The organism is Rhodoferax sp. P1_F3 (assembly GCF_056405715.1).
The window spans coordinates 467832-481674 of record NZ_JBFUBO010000001.1 but is presented as its reverse complement, the minus strand read 5'-3'; the positions used below and the strand labels follow the sequence as shown (position 1 = coordinate 481674).

Here is a 13843-nt window from a genome sequence, read left to right as displayed (position 1 = left end):
TTACAACTCCTGAATTCACCGTGAGTCAGCCCTTCTCCCTCCGCATCTTCGTCGCCGACGGCGACCCCGACGGCCTGCGCATCGTCGACAAATCCAACTGGATCGGCAAGGCGCTGGTCTTCCCGCGTGCGCTGCTGCCGCAAGTCAAAGCCCGGCCCGAGCTCGCGCAGACCGGGGTGTACCTGCTGCTGGGGCCGCGCCCGGACGGTGAGGGCGACGTGCTCTACGTGGGCGAGGGCGACCCTATCCGCCCCCGGTTGGAGCGCCATTACGCGGAAAAGGATTTCTGGACCCGTGCCATCGGCTTCACCACCACCACGGCCGGGCAACTCAACAAGGCGCATGTACAGTTTCTGGAGTCGCGCCTCATTACTCTGGCCCGTGCCGCCAAGCGCATGCCGTTGGACAACGCCAATCTGCCCGCCGAGCCATCTCTAAGTGAGGCGGATCGTGCCGACATGGAAGTCTTTTTGGCCCACATGCTGGGCATGCTGCCGGTGCTGGGCGTGCATGCGTTTGAGCAGGCGCCGCCTGCGGTGGTTTCTAGTTTGTCTGCAGGTGGACCGCTGTCTGCTGTCCCAAACTTGTTGTATTGCAAGGGCAAGGGGATAGAGGCGGTGGGGTACGAGTCCACCCAGGGTTTTGTGGTGTGCAAGGGCTCGCAGGCGGTGGCGGACGTAGTGCCCTCACTGGAGGCCAATAAGCCCGCCCGCCTTGCGCAGCGTGAGGACTTGATAGCCCGTGGGGTGGTGGAAATGCATGCAGGCACCTATCGATTTACACAAGACTATGTCTTTTCTTCGCCCAGCATCTCTGCGACGTTCGTCCTGGGAATGAGTAGCAATGGACGCACCAAATGGCGTGACGCGCAAGGGCGCACGCTGAAGGAGATTCAGGAGGCGGAGGCGGGATAGTAACCGCGCTTCTATTTTGATAGCTGCTTGCGCAGTACCTGCGCGGGCTAGGGCCCTATTTCAATCCCAAAGTACCCGTCGTGCCCATTCGGGCATGGGCTGCACCAGCTCTCGCGTCCAGTCGCCCTTGCAGGTGGCCACGGCGGTGTGCGTGCCGGGCGACACGTCGGCAGAGTCATAAAGAATGGCGGCGTCGGCTAGGCGCACTGCGTGGGTCAGGTGGGCAAGCGTGCGCGGGTAGCGCGCCAATATGCGTTCAGGTGGCACTGGGTGGCCGCCCTCAAGAACCCGCTGGGCGACACGAGCCAATAGGCGCTCCGGCTGGTCCAGCGCCACGACCAGCAGCATGACAAAGAAGCTCTTGGCCTGTGCTTCCTGAATGAGCGCTAGTTTGGATTCGTGTGAGAACACGGTTTCGCTCACAAACGATTGGCCCGCTTGCAGCAGTGCGGCCCGGCGCGCATCGGCCCACTGGCGGGCTTGCTCTGAACGTTGCTCTGGGTCGGTAATGTGTTGCAGATGTACGGCTTCGTGCAGGTCGGCGTTTACAAACTCTGCCGTGGCCGGAATGGTGCCTGCCAACACCAATGCGCGGTACAGGGTGGACTTGCCAGCGCCGTTGGGCCCGGCCAGCAGGTAGAAGACGGGTTGCCCCATGTCAGGTGGCTGTGGGGTCTGCTTTGCTCCGGTTGCTGGCTACCACTTCGCGCACGCGTTGCGCCAGGCTGCCATCGTTTTCCACAGTCATGAACTGGGCGAGTAGGGCGTCTGCCTGGCTGGCGGGTTCGCTTGGGGTGGGCTGAGCACGCCGGGCGGCGGCCTCGTAGTTGGCGATGGCGGTTTGCGCCTCTTGCGCGGTCAGGCCGCTGTGCTCCACGATGCGGCCCAAGGTGGCCCAATATTCCACTTGGCCCGCTACCGAGCGGCGCATAGGCTGCGCAGCTTCGCGCGCTTGGGTCACCAGGGCGGTGGGCAGTTTGACGGATGCAAAACCGGTGTTGGCTTGGGACATGGTGTTTCTCCTGATTGGCGCATTTTGCGCCATTTTGGATTAATATGAAAGAAATGAAGACTCTCCCCATCCGCCTCACCCCCGGCCAGGACCTGCGTGCCGCGCTGGAGGCTGCCGTACAAAGCCAAAACTGCCGTGCGGCCTTTGTGCTTTCTGGCATCGGCAGCCTGTCCACCGCGGGCATCCGGCTGGCGGGTGCGGATCAACCCACGCGGCTGACGGGCAGTATGGAAATCCTCACCTTGTCGGGTACGGTAGCGGTTGATGGTGGCAAGACCAGTTCACATATGCACATGGCCATTTCCACCGCCACGGGCCAGGTGCTGGGTGGGCATGTGGCGCCCGGCTGCATCGTGCTCACCACGGCCGAGGTGCTGCTGGCCCTGCTGCCCGACTGGCAGTTCAGCCGCGAGCCGGACGCACACACCGGGTATGACGAGCTGGTGATTCGGGCACGAAACTGATTTGCTTCTGTTTTGATAGCTGCTTGTGCAGACTCCGCCTGGGCTAGAGGCTGATTTCATCCATAACTTGCCTTCGATTGGTAATTCATTTACATTCAATATTCGTGATTCACGAATATTGAATGTAAATGCAACTCAAACCCCAAGACTTCCTGGTAGCCCTCAAGCTCGTGGCTTGGGGCGAGCAGCGCTGGACGTACGCGAGGCTGGCACAGGAGCTGGGCATTAGCGTGTCTGAGGCGCATGCCTGTATCAAGCGGGGGTTGCAGGCGGGGCTGTTACTGCCGAACCGGGAATCGCTGCCGGATACTGCGGCTGGGAGCAGCGCACTCGGTGTGCAGGAGCCCGCTGCTATTTACCGTGTCACTCGCAAACGGGTACGCCGTTCTGTATTGCCGGACAGTGAGGTAGTCGCCGACAACGCGGTGCGCCCCCATGTGCACAACCTGGCCGAATTCGCCCTGTACGGAGCCAAATACGCTTTTCCCGGTGTGCGGCTGCCACTGGTCGTCGGCGTGCCCACTAGCCACAGCGCACCGGCATTCGCTGGTGTGTTCGCACCCGGCAGTACCGACTTTGTTTGGCCGCACCCCAATGGCTCGGTGCGTGGTGTGGGGGTCGAGCCGCTGCACCCGTCCGTTCCCTTTGCCGCGATGCAGGACGCCAAGCTGTACGAAATGTTGGCGCTGTTCGACGCTCTGCGAGTGGGCAAGGCCCGCGAGCGAGGCATGGCGCTGGAACGACTGCAAGCACTGATTGACCCCGACGCGCCCAAACCCATGAAAGGCCCCATGTATGGCTAACCCGAACTTGGGTCTATTGATGGGCATGGCGCAGGCCATGGGCCCTTTGTGCGAGCAAGTGGTGTTTGTGGGCGGCTGCGCCACGGGCCTGTTGGTGGACGATGCTGACTTGATGGATGTGCGCCCCACAGAAGACGTGGACGCCATTGTGGAGGTGGCTTCGTTGGCGGCCTATCACCGACTGGCAGAACAGTTGATGGGGCGCGGCTTCAAGCAGACCATGGCAGACAATACGCCGCCATTTCGCTGGTTCTGGAATCGTATGCAGCTGGACTTAGTGCCCTTGGACGAAAAGGTGCTGGGTTTCGCCAATCCGTGGTACCGAGTCGGCTACGAAAACGCCTTGACGGCAGAGCTGACGGACGGGCTTCGGTTGCGGCATCTTTCAGCTCCGCACTTTCTGGCTACCAAGTTCGAAGCCTTTAAGGATCGCGGGCAGAATGATGTATATCTGAGCCACGATCTGGAAGACATCATGACGGTGGTGGAAGGACGTTCCACCCTGGTGCAGGAGGTGCTTGCCGCACATGAAGCCGTGCGCCGCCACCTAAGTCAATCGGTGGCGACGTTGTTGAAAATGCCTGCTTTCCACAACGCGCTGCCAGGTTTGCTGAGCGACCCGGAGCGAGAGCAAACCGCCAAGGCGCGCTTAATCCAGATTGCCGTCGAATAGCGCATCTAAATTCATTCAACCAAGTTTCTCCCAACCCATGTCCACATTCGAAATTGAAGGCGGCGTGCCGCTGCGGGGCACCATCCGCGCCTCTGGCAACAAAAACGCCATCCTGCCCATGATCGCGGCCTGCATCCTGACTGACCAGGAGGTGGTGCTGGACAACGTGCCTGACATCATCGACGTGCGCCACATGCTGGACGTGATCGTCGAGATAGGCGGCAAGGTGGAGCGCAGCGGCCAGCGTGTGAGCATCCATGTGGCCAGCGTGCGCACCAACGAGATTGGGCAGGTGCTTTGCAACAAGGTGCGTACCTCCATCCTCTGCGTGGCGGGTCTGCTGCACCGCACTGGCAAGGCGCGCCTGCACCCGCCCGGTGGTGACGTGATTGGCCGTCGCCGACTGGACACGCATTTCTACGGTCTGCAGAAGCTGGGTGCCCAAGTCACCATCGACGGTACGTACGACTTTGAAGTGCCCGGCGCACTCACGGGCGCCGAGCTGTTCTTTGACGAACCTTCGGTCACCGGCACCGAGCACATCCTGATGGCCGCTGCCGTGAGCCGTGGCCACACGCTGATCCGCAACGCAGCCTGCGAACCGCACGTGCAAGACCTGGCCCACCTGCTCAACGCCATGGGCGCGAAGATCACCGGCATCGGCACCAACCAGCTCAGCGTGGATGGTGTGGAGTCACTGCGCGGCACCACATACACCGTGTGCCATGACCACATTGAGGCCGCGTCTTACCTGGCGCTGGCTGCGGCCACGGGCGGCGAGATCACGGTGGAGGGCACAGACAAACACGCCTACGGCATGTGCCACCGCGTGTTCGAGACCCTGGGCGTGAAGATCGATTTGCACGACAAACACATCTACCTGCCTGCCAACCAGAGTCTGCGCGTGACGCGCGAGTTTGACGGCGCCATGCCGGTGATCGGCGACGGCCCCTGGCCCCAGTTCGCCACTGACCAGATGAGCTGCATGATCACGCTGGCCACGCAGGTGGAGGGCAATGTGCTGTTCTTCGAGAAGATGTTTGAGTCGCGCCTGTACTTTGTGGACAAGCTCATTGCCATGGGCGCTGCCGCCGTGGTGTGTGACCCGCACCGTGTGGTCATCAGCGGGCGCAGCAAGCTGCGCGGCACCACGTTGCCTTCCCCCGATATTCGCGCCGGCATGGCGTTGCTGGGCGCGGCCCTGTGTGCCAGCGGCAAGTCCACGCTGCAAAATGCCAACATGATCCAGCGCGGCTACGAGAAGTTGAACGAGAAGCTGCTGGCACTGGGTGCCCGCATCACCCAGAAGGCTTGAGGCTTGCTATACAAAGCGTAGCTGCTTGCGCATATTCCATAAGGGCTAGAGCCCTATTTGATGCCTAAACCATGATCACCTTCTACAACCACCTCCACGCCCAGCACCAGGGCAAAGTCGAAATGTTTCGCGGCGCGCTGGTGCCGTGTTTTGAAGTGCCAGCACGTGCCGACCATGTGCTGGCGGAGCTAAAGCGCCGCCAGCTGGGCACGGTGCAAAACCCGCATGCGTTTGACGACAGCGCGCTGACCGCGATCCACAGCCCGCGCTACCTGAACTTTCTGGCCACTGCCTGGGACCAGTGGGTGGCGCTGGACCCAGCCAACGCCGACAAGGACATCTTGCCCTCAGTCTGGCCCACACGCACCTTCCGCACGGACATCGAGCCTGAGAATTTTTCGGCCAAGGTCGGGTTGTATTCGTACGACGCGGGCTCGCCGTTCACCAGCGGCACCTGGGTGGCGGCACGTGCCGGGGCGCATTGCGCACTGAGTGCGGCGCAGGCCCTGCTGGACGGCGACCGCGCATCGTTTGCGCTGAGCCGCCCGCCGGGCCACCACGCAGGTATGGATTTTTTTGGCGGCTACTGCTTCCTGAACAACGCCGCACTGGCCGCGCAGCACCTGCGCAATGCGGGCATGAAAAAAGTGGCGGTACTGGACGTAGACTACCACCACGGCAACGGCACCCAGGCCATCTTCTACGACCGGCCCGATGTGTTCTTTGCCAGCATCCATGGCGACCCGCGCACCGAGTACCCCTTCTACCTGGGCCATGCCGATGAAAAAGGGCAGGGCGCGGGGCTGGGTGCCAACCTGAACCTGCCGCTGCCACGCGGCACCAACTACGCCACCTGGGCACAGGCGCTGGACATGGCGCTGGTAGCCATCCAGACGTTTGGTGCCGATGCGCTGGTGGTGTCGCTGGGCATGGACACCTTTGAGGGCGACCCCATCTCCGGCTTCACCCTCAAGAGCGATGACTACCTGCGCGTGGGCGAACGCCTGGCCAAGGCCGGTCTGCCCACGGCCTTTGTCTTTGAAGGCGGCTATGCGGTGGAAGAGGTCGGTATCAACGCCGTCAACGTGCTCCAGGGATTTACCGGCGATTAACAATTGCCCGGCACGAGGCTCGCTGCAGGCAGGCTAAGCTAGCGCCCCATGAAACGAGACATTTCCAAGTTGCTGGCCGCAAGCCTGCTGGGCGCCCTGGTGGCACTGGCCACACCCGCGTGGGCCGCATCGCCTGCAGAACCCGCATCCTCCAGCTTGTTCACCGACGAGCTGTCCGAACGGCTGGTGACCGAATTCACCCCTTGGCTGGGCAGCCGTGACGACACCGAAGCCCTGGTCAACACGCTGCGCAGTGGCCAGCCCACCCGCCCTAACGGCGCCGCAGGCGTAGGCCCCGCTACCGGCCCCATGGGCTATGGCGAGGCGCGCCTGGCGCTGAAGATGGCCCAGAGCACGCTGGCCCAGCAGGGCGTGCCCCAACCCAACACCGAGCAACTGCGCGCTGCCTTGCACGGTGGTGCAGCGGATACCCCCGGTGGGGTGCAAGAGCTGCCCGGTGTGCTGCCTCTGCGTGCGCAGGGCATGGGCTGGGCGGCCATCGCCGAGCGGTCCCATGTGCCCATCGACGACCTGATGGTGCCCCCGCCGCGCGCGCCCCGCCAGGCGCACAGCGCCAAACACAGCAAGAAAAAAGGGGCCACCGCCAAGGGCCAGGCCTCCAAAAAAACCTCTGCCAAGGGCACTAAGCCCAGCGCCAAAAAGCCCCGCAAGTAGGGCTTGCTCCGTGGTCGGCTAAAACCGGCCCGCGCGCCGGGTGCGCAGCAGTGCTACCAAACCGATAGCGGCTACCGCAATCAGCACGAGGGAGAAGCCCATGTTGGGCGACCAATCGATGAGCGCGCCGGACATGGCCGACGCCACCAGCCCGCCCAGCGTGTAGTTCAGCACCAGCACTGCGGTGCTGTTTACCAGCGCGATGCCCTGCTCGCGTGCACCGATGTCCGTCATGCTCAGCGTGTAGAGGCTGCTACCGGCTGCCCCCAATAAAAAGACGATGGGCCACGCCAGCCAATGCCAGCGCGCCACCAGCAGCAGGCCGCAGGTCATTGCCAGTGCGATGGCGACGCACACGGCCATCAGCGTGCGCCGACCGCGGACCTTGTCGGTAAAGCGGTCCGCCACCATGCCAACGGGAATGGCTACCAGCGTGCTGCCCATGCCGCTCACCGAGATCAGCAAGGCTCCGGCCGCCGCGCCCAGGCCCATGGCCAGCCCATAGAGCGGCAGGATTGACGCCAGGCCCAGCTCAAAGAAGCCGCCAATGAACCCGGCCAGCATGATGATGGGGTGGCTGCGCACTGCCTGCCACAGGCCCCGCAGGCCTACGTGTGCGCTGGCCGATTCGGGGTGGGGTGGTACCACGGGGATGAAAAGAGTCCAGGCCAGCCCCAGGCTCAACAGGGCGATCACCAAGCCCAGCGCCGCGGGGCCCTCGCTGCCGACCCAGGCCAGCAGCGTGGGGCCGATGATGAAGGTGGCGCCCACCATGGTGGCGTAGATGCCGATAGTGCGGCCCAGCCGGTCGGATGGCGAAAACTCGGCAATGAACGCCTCGGCCAGCACCCAGCGCAGGCCGCCGGCCACGCCGGCCAACAGCTCCAGTGCAAACCACAGCCACAGCGCGTCCGTGGTCAGAAAGCCGATGGCCGCCAGCAGCGGCGCACCGGACGCAAACCACATGGTGGTGCGTTGGCCCCAGCGTCGGGTGAGTGCAGAGGCAAACGGGGTGACGATGAAGATGCCCAGCCAGGTGGTGGCCGCGAACAGGCCCGCCACGGTGGTGGACACCTCGCGCTCTTTCAGCAGCACCAACATCAGCGGCGAGAGCATGAACACGCCCGAGAGCTGGAACAGCGTGGAACCAAACACACTGATCAGGCCCATGGGAGAGCCTGCGGAACTGCGGCGAACGGCGCTGCTGCTCACAGGCCGCGCGCCTGCAAAATCGCTCGCGCCACTTCGGCAAAGCCAGCGCCGCGCTCGGCCGTGGTCACGTAGCCGGGCAGGTGTGCCAGCTGTGGCACAAAGCGCGCAATGTTCGCCACCCCCACGCTGTGCGTGAAGTGTTCAAACATGGCCTGGTCGTTGCCCGAGTCGCCCACAAACACCCAGCGGTCCAGCTCTTCGGCCAAGTCGCGTCCCAGCAGTTCGCGCGCCATCCAGCAGGCGCCCTGCCATTTGTTGAAGTTGCCAAAGCAGCCGTGGATGTGGATGCTGCTCACGGTCGTCTGCATGCCCGCGCGCTGCAGCACGGCCAGCACTTGTTGCACCGTGTCGGGCGCGAGGCAGGCGAATTCGGCGTAGTCAAACGCCAGGTCGGTCTCGCGGCCCGCGCTGTCGCGGCTGAGCTGCACGCCGGGCACTTCGGCCACCACTTGGGCGGCAATGGCCTGCATGCGGGCCTGGTTGGCCGTGCGCGTGGCAGCGTCCTGTTGATATAGTTTTGATAGCGGCTCGCGCAGATTCGACGAGGGCTGCAGGCCTTTTTGATGCACAAAGGCCACCGCACCGTTCTCCGCCACCATGGCGTCCACGGGCCAGGCCGGGCCGTCCGTCCCCGCCATGAAGGGCTCGCACCAGCCGATGGGCCGCCCAGTGATGGGGATGACAAACAATCCCGCGGCCTTGAGGTCGGCCAGCGCCTGCAGCGCGTCCGCAGTGATGGCGCCGTCGGTGGTCAGCGTGTCGTCGATGTCGGTGAACACGCCGATGATCTGCCGGCGCTGCGCGGCAGGCCATTGGTGCAAAGGGTGCATGCAGTCTCAGTCCAGCAGCTCGTACAGGGCAGAGCCGTCGCCGTTGTCCTGTACTAGCCGGATTTCCGTGTGCTGGCCCAGAAAGCGGCTGGCCGCGCTGCCCGACAAAAAGGTAGGGTGCACACCGGGGATGCGTGCGATGCGCCAGTTGCCGTCGGCTGTGGGGTTGACGGTGTGGTCCGCCGCCAGCTTGTCCGACATGCGCAGGTACTCCACCAGGGCCTGGCGGTTTTCGTCGGGCGCGTCCAGCACCACCTTGTCGGCCTTCAGGCCGGGGAAGTTGCCGCCGCCGAAGGCACGGTAGTTGTTGGTGGCGACCACAAAGCGTGCAGTGTCCACGATGGGCTTGCCCTCAAAACGCAGGTTGCGGATGCGGTGGGCGTCGGGGGTGGTCAGTTGCCCCTTGGCGTCGTAGCGGGCGGGCTGGGTCACGTCGACCTCGTACTGCACGCCGTCGATCACATCGAAGTTGTAGGACGGGAAAGCATCGTTGATGAGCGGCTGGCGCGCCGGGCCCTGCGGGTCGATGCGCAGGAACTGGCCGGCGGACATTTCCAGCCATTCGCGCACCTCCGCGCCCGTGATCAGCATGGCCTTGAGCGTGTTGGGGTAGATATAGAGGTCCGCCATGTGCTTGATCGCCAGCGGGCCGGCAGGAATGTCGGTGTAGTAGTTCCAGCCCTGGCGCCCACCCGCCTTGAAGGGGGCGGCCGCAGAGAGCACGGGGTACTTCTCGTAATCGGTGCCCTGCATGGCGCGCTTCACGTAGGCGATCTGCGCGTTGGACACGATCTGGATGGACGGGTCATCCGCCACCTGGGCAAAGTAGCTGTAGATGGGGGCACTGCTCAGGGCCACCTTGTTGCGCACATAGTCCAGCGTGCGCTGGTGCTCCGCGCCGATCAGGTCCATCACCATGGGGTCTTCTGCCGCGATCGATTTCTTTGCAGCACGGTCAAAAATGGGGCGAATGCTGGCCTGGCTGTCCACCACCTTCCAGTTGCCGCTGCTGTTGTCCAGCGTCAGGTCGATCACACCCAGGTGGTCACCCCAGCGGCCGGGCATGACGGCGGGCACGCCGTTGATGGTGCCGCGCGCGATGTCCACCTTGGGGTAGTCGGCAAAGGCCTTGCCGGGAAACTCTGCGTGCGCATGGCCGAACAAGATGGCGTCCACGCCGGGCACTTCGGCCAGGCGGGAGACAGCGTTTTCCGCAAAGCTGCCGACCTCACCTTTCTCAAAACCGGAGTGGGGAATGGCGATCACCAGTTGCGCGCCCTTGGCCCGCATCTCGGGCACGTAGCGGCGGGCCATGTCCACCATATCGCGCGTGGTGACCTTGCCTTCCAGGTTGGCCTTGTCCCACTGCATGATTTGTGGCGGCACAAAGCCGATCACGCCCACGCGCAGCTTCTGCTCCTTGCCGCTGGCATCCTTGAAGGTGCGGTCCAGTAGCACATAGGGGGTGAAGGCGTGGGTGGGCGTGGCGCTGTCTTGTTTGCCGTCGGCCAGCAGCACATTGGCGTTCACGTAGGGGAAACCAGCCCCGGCGATGGAGCGGCGCAGAAAGTCCAGACCGTAATTGAACTCGTGGTTGCCCAAGTTGGCCGCGTCATAGCCCAGCGGGTTCAACACCTTGTAGGCCGGGTGCGTCTGGCCGGGCTGCAGCGGGGCCACGCGCGCCACCACATCGCCCAACGGGTTGCCCTGCAGCAGGTCGCCGTTGTCAAACAGCAGGCTGTTGGGTGCCTCGCTGCGTGCGGCCTTGATGAGGCTGATGGCACGGGCCAGGCCGTATTGGTCGGTCGGCTTGTCCTGGTAGTAGTCGTAGCTCAGCAGGTTCATGTGCACATCGGTGGTCTCCAGGATGCGCAGCTTCAGTTGTTCGGCGTTAGCGGCCGTGCCCAGGGCTGCCAGCAGCAGGGCGCTGGCGAGGCGCAGGGAAGAGGGAAATGTCATGGGGTGCTCCTGTCCGGTCAAGCCAATAAAAAAGCCCACTGACTGCAGCGGGCTTTTGATCTTACTTCGGTGGGCGAAGGAGCTGGCCCTTCAGCCCGCGCTTTGCAGCGCCAAGCCCGCGTGCTCGCGCAGCGGGTGGAAGTGGATCTTGGGAAAGCGCTCCTGCGCCAGGCGCACGTCGTAGGGGCTGGTGCACAGGTAAGCCAGCGTGTCGGCCGCGTCGCGCGCCATGCGGGCGGGGTAGGCGTTGATGAATTCCTGCAGCTCTTTGGGCGTGTCGGCCGTGATCCAGCGCGCGCCGGTGTACTGGCTGCCTTCCAGGCGGATGTCGGCGTCATATTCGCCCTTGAGGCGGTGCTGCACCACTTCAAATTGCAGCTGGCCCACGGCGCCCAGCAGCATGTTGCCGCCCATCTCAGGGCGGAACACCTGAATGGCACCTTCTTCGCCCAGCTGGGCCAGGCCCTGCTGCAGTTGCTTAGTACGTAGCGGGTTTTTCAGCACCACGGTCATGAACATTTCGGGCGCGAAGAAGGGCAGGCCGGTGTACATGAGGTTCACACTGCCGTCGGTAATCGTGTCGCCCAACTGCACGCCGCCGTGGGTGGTAAAGCCCACGATGTCGCCTGCATAGGCCTCTTCCACCGCCTCGCGGCGCTGGCTCATGAAGGTCACCACGCTGGTGGGGCGCAACTCTTTGCTGGTGCGCATCACCTTGAGCTTCATGCCTGGCGTGTACTTGCCGCTGGCCATGCGCACAAAGGCAATGCGGTCGCGGTGGTTGGCGTCCATATTGGCCTGCACCTTGAACACCACGCCGCTGAAGGCGTCGTCTTCGGGCTGCACTTCCTTGATGACAGGCTGCTTGTTGACGATGAAAGAACTGGTACGCGGGCCGGGCGAGGGTGCCAGGTCCACCAGCGCGTCCAACACTTCCATCACGCCAAAGTTGTTCACGCCCGAGCCAAAGAACACGGGGGTTTGCTTGCCGGCCAAAAAGGCCTCCAGGTCCCAGGCGGGGCTGGCGCCGGTGGCCAGCTCCATGCTCTCGATAGCGGTCGTCCACTCATGGCCAAAGCGCTTGGCCAGCGAGTCGGCGTCGTTCAGCGGCACGGCGTCAAAGTCCTGCGGGCGGCGCTCGCTGCCGCTCTCAAAGACCGTCATGGCTTTGGTGCGCAAATTGATGATGCCGCCGAAGGCCTTGCCCTGGCCCACCGGCCAGGTCATGGGCACGCAGGGCATGCCCAGCTCGCGTTCGATCTCGTCCAGGATGTCCAGCGGCTCGCGCACTTCGCGGTCCATCTTGTTCACAAACGTGATGATAGGTGTATCGCGCTGGCGGCAGACCTCAATCAGGCGGCGGGTCTGCGCTTCCACACCGTTGGCCGCGTCAATCACCATCAACGCGGAATCCACCGCGGTCAGTACCCGGTAGGTGTCTTCCGAGAAGTCCTTGTGGCCGGGCGTGTCCAGCAGGTTGATCACGTGGTCGCGGTAGACCATCTGCATGACGCTTGATGCCACCGAGATGCCGCGTTGCTTTTCAATTTCCATCCAGTCGGACGTCGCGTGGCGCGTGGCTTTGCGGGCCTTCACCGAGCCGGCGATCTGGATTGCTCCCGAGAACAGCAGCAGCTTTTCGGTCAGCGTGGTCTTGCCGGCGTCAGGGTGGGAAATGATGGCAAAGGTGCGGCGGCGGCGGGTTTCGGGGGCGTAGGTCACAGGGGGTCCAAGGTCGGGTGTGGGCAGCGCACAAGGGGCGGGCCACCAGAGAGAAGCTCGGTATTTTACAGAGGGCGCCAACCGACCGCTTGCCCTTACACTCGCGCTCCAACAAGCGAAACGAGCGGAGCAGCGTGTGAGCATCAAGCAACTGGCCAGTGCACTGGGGTTATCCACCTCCACGGTCAGCCGCGCCTTGAATGGCTACACCGATGTGAATGAGCAGACCCGCGAGCGTGTGCAGGCCATGGCTGCGGCCATGGGCTACCGGCCCGACGCCGGTGCGCGTCGCCTGGTGCGCGGCAAGACCGATGCGGTGGGCATTGTCTACTCCGCCGCGGTGGAAAACCTGGGCAACCCGCAGTTTCTGGACATGGCCGATGGCCTGGGAGAGCGCCTGCAAAGCAAACAGCTGGACCTGCTGCTGGCGGTGGCCAAAAACGAGACCGATCTGACGTTTTACGAGCGCCTGTTTCACGGTGGGCGGGTGGACGCGGTCGTCGTGCCCAACACCCGGGTGCATGACCCGCGCGTGGACTACCTGCGGGAAAAGGGCTACCCCTTTGTCGGCTATGGCCGCACCCATGCGTGCGACGACTATTCCTGGGTGGACTTTGACAACGACATGGGCAGTCGTCTGGCCGTGGAGCATTTGCTCAAACTGGGCCATACGCGGTTTGCCTATGTACATGCGCCGCTGGAGCTGAACTTTGCCTTCCAGCGCCACCGCGGCTTCATGGCCGCGCTGACAGCGCGCAATCTGGATTGCCCGGCCCACTACCGCGTGGGCGATGTGCAAGACCGGCGCAGCGGCCTGCAGGCCGTGCAGGCCCTGCTGGCCATGAGCCCGCGGCCCACCGCCGTGCTGGTCGACAACAACCTGGGCGGCGTGGGCGTCATCCGCGGCCTGATGGATGCCGGCGTGCGCGTGGGGCAAGACATTTCGGTCGTGGTGCATGGGGACATTCCGCAAGATACGTTGCTTACCGGCATGCCAGTCACCACCGTTACCCAGCCCACGCCCCACACCACGGGCGAGGCACTGGCCGACATGGTGTTCCAGGTGCTGCACGCGCCTGAAGATGGCCCCTACCACTTACTGCGCCAGCCTGGACTGCAGCTGGGCACCACCACCGGGCCGGTGCGATAAAT

At 63.8% G+C, this 13843-nt stretch carries 14 protein-coding genes; 8 read left to right on the top strand and 6 right to left on the bottom strand.

The genetic code is table 11. The features are described 5' to 3' along the window. The first annotated feature begins 20 nt into the window (after window positions 1-20). The gene (locus AC1DZ5_RS02380) at window positions 21-914 is read left to right on the top strand and encodes a GIY-YIG nuclease family protein (RefSeq protein WP_477885648.1); all 894 of its coding nucleotides are present in this window, start codon (window positions 21-23) and stop codon (window positions 912-914) included. 60 nt (window positions 915-974) lie between these two features. Here AC1DZ5_RS02380 and AC1DZ5_RS02375 read toward each other — a convergent pair whose 3' ends face one another. Together AC1DZ5_RS02375 and AC1DZ5_RS02370 are read right to left on the bottom strand one after the other, a co-directional pair. Next, a complete protein-coding gene (locus tag AC1DZ5_RS02375; RefSeq protein WP_477885646.1) occupies window positions 975-1571 on the bottom strand; it encodes an ATPase in 597 nt (198 codons plus the stop codon). 1 nt (window position 1572) lies between these two features. Continuing rightward, complete coding sequence (locus tag AC1DZ5_RS02370) at window positions 1573-1926, bottom strand: TA system antitoxin ParD family protein (protein WP_477885644.1); 354 nt, start codon at window positions 1924-1926, stop codon at window positions 1573-1575. Window positions 1927-1979: 53 nt separating this feature from the next. Between AC1DZ5_RS02370 and AC1DZ5_RS02365 the strand changes: the two genes are divergently transcribed. The 6 genes from AC1DZ5_RS02365 (at window position 1980) to AC1DZ5_RS02340 (ending at window position 6968) form a co-directional block, all read left to right on the top strand. Beyond that, window positions 1980-2390, top strand: coding sequence for a PPC domain-containing DNA-binding protein (locus AC1DZ5_RS02365; RefSeq protein ID WP_477885642.1), 411 nt, complete (start codon window positions 1980-1982; stop codon window positions 2388-2390). A gap of 128 nt (window positions 2391-2518) precedes the next feature. Continuing rightward, complete coding sequence (locus AC1DZ5_RS02360; RefSeq protein WP_477885640.1) at window positions 2519-3193, top strand: hypothetical protein; 675 nt, start codon at window positions 2519-2521, stop codon at window positions 3191-3193. Beyond that, complete coding sequence (locus AC1DZ5_RS02355; RefSeq protein ID WP_477885638.1) at window positions 3186-3866, top strand: hypothetical protein; 681 nt, start codon at window positions 3186-3188, stop codon at window positions 3864-3866. The genes AC1DZ5_RS02360 and AC1DZ5_RS02355 overlap by 8 nt, the downstream gene beginning before the upstream one ends. Window positions 3867-3903: 37 nt before the next feature. Further along, window positions 3904-5181: a UDP-N-acetylglucosamine 1-carboxyvinyltransferase gene (gene murA, locus AC1DZ5_RS02350; RefSeq protein ID WP_477885636.1), complete on the top strand. Its 1278-nt coding sequence runs from the start codon at window positions 3904-3906 to the stop codon at window positions 5179-5181. Window positions 5182-5252: 71 nt separating this feature from the next. Next, window positions 5253-6293 (top strand): histone deacetylase family protein, encoded by a 1041-nt coding sequence (locus AC1DZ5_RS02345; RefSeq protein ID WP_477885634.1) that lies wholly within the window; start codon window positions 5253-5255, stop codon window positions 6291-6293. Window positions 6294-6341: 48 nt separating this feature from the next. Beyond that, window positions 6342-6968: a hypothetical protein gene (locus AC1DZ5_RS02340; RefSeq protein ID WP_477885632.1), complete on the top strand. Its 627-nt coding sequence runs from the start codon at window positions 6342-6344 to the stop codon at window positions 6966-6968. Window positions 6969-6986: 18 nt separating this feature from the next. On the opposite strand, the gene AC1DZ5_RS02335 is transcribed toward AC1DZ5_RS02340, so the two are convergent. The 4 genes from AC1DZ5_RS02335 to AC1DZ5_RS02320 form a co-directional block, all read right to left on the bottom strand. Further along, the gene (locus AC1DZ5_RS02335) at window positions 6987-8180 is read right to left on the bottom strand and encodes an MFS transporter (protein WP_477885630.1); all 1194 of its coding nucleotides are present in this window, start codon (window positions 8178-8180) and stop codon (window positions 6987-6989) included. Next, window positions 8177-9010 carry an HAD-IIB family hydrolase gene (locus AC1DZ5_RS02330; protein ID WP_477885628.1) on the bottom strand — a complete coding sequence of 278 codons (834 nt, stop codon included), beginning with the start codon at window positions 9008-9010 and terminating at the stop codon, window positions 8177-8179. The genes AC1DZ5_RS02335 and AC1DZ5_RS02330 overlap by 4 nt, the downstream gene beginning before the upstream one ends. Before the next feature lie 6 nt (window positions 9011-9016). After that, window positions 9017-10969, bottom strand: a complete 1953-nt coding sequence (locus tag AC1DZ5_RS02325) for a bifunctional 2',3'-cyclic-nucleotide 2'-phosphodiesterase/3'-nucleotidase (RefSeq protein WP_477885626.1) — start codon at window positions 10967-10969, stop codon at window positions 9017-9019. Window positions 10970-11059: 90 nt separating this feature from the next. Next, a complete protein-coding gene (locus tag AC1DZ5_RS02320; protein ID WP_477885624.1) occupies window positions 11060-12691 on the bottom strand; it encodes a peptide chain release factor 3 in 1632 nt (543 codons plus the stop codon). A gap of 19 nt (window positions 12692-12710) precedes the next feature. Between AC1DZ5_RS02320 and AC1DZ5_RS02315 the strand changes: the two genes are divergently transcribed. Then, window positions 12711-13841: a substrate-binding domain-containing protein gene (locus tag AC1DZ5_RS02315; protein ID WP_477885622.1), complete on the top strand. Its 1131-nt coding sequence runs from the start codon at window positions 12711-12713 to the stop codon at window positions 13839-13841. Window positions 13842-13843 lie beyond the last annotated feature (2 nt).

Bases quoted from the DNA above. Each gene is read 5' to 3' on its own strand.
- AC1DZ5_RS02325 (WP_477885626.1), bottom strand. From the start codon at position 10,969: ATGACATTTCCCTCTTCCCTGCGCCTCGCCAGCGCCCTGCTGCTGGCA.
- AC1DZ5_RS02330 (WP_477885628.1), bottom strand. From the start codon at position 9,010: ATGCACCCTTTGCACCAATGGCCTGCCGCGCAGCGCCGGCAGATCATC.
- murA (WP_477885636.1), top strand. From the start codon at position 3,904: ATGTCCACATTCGAAATTGAAGGCGGCGTGCCGCTGCGGGGCACCATC.
- AC1DZ5_RS02360 (WP_477885640.1), top strand. From the start codon at position 2,519: ATGCAACTCAAACCCCAAGACTTCCTGGTAGCCCTCAAGCTCGTGGCT.
- AC1DZ5_RS02365 (WP_477885642.1), top strand. From the start codon at position 1,980: ATGAAGACTCTCCCCATCCGCCTCACCCCCGGCCAGGACCTGCGTGCC.
- AC1DZ5_RS02355 (WP_477885638.1), top strand. From the start codon at position 3,186: ATGGCTAACCCGAACTTGGGTCTATTGATGGGCATGGCGCAGGCCATG.
- AC1DZ5_RS02370 (WP_477885644.1), bottom strand. From the start codon at position 1,926: ATGTCCCAAGCCAACACCGGTTTTGCATCCGTCAAACTGCCCACCGCC.
- AC1DZ5_RS02340 (WP_477885632.1), top strand. From the start codon at position 6,342: ATGAAACGAGACATTTCCAAGTTGCTGGCCGCAAGCCTGCTGGGCGCC.
- AC1DZ5_RS02345 (WP_477885634.1), top strand. From the start codon at position 5,253: ATGATCACCTTCTACAACCACCTCCACGCCCAGCACCAGGGCAAAGTC.
- AC1DZ5_RS02375 (WP_477885646.1), bottom strand. From the start codon at position 1,571: ATGGGGCAACCCGTCTTCTACCTGCTGGCCGGGCCCAACGGCGCTGGC.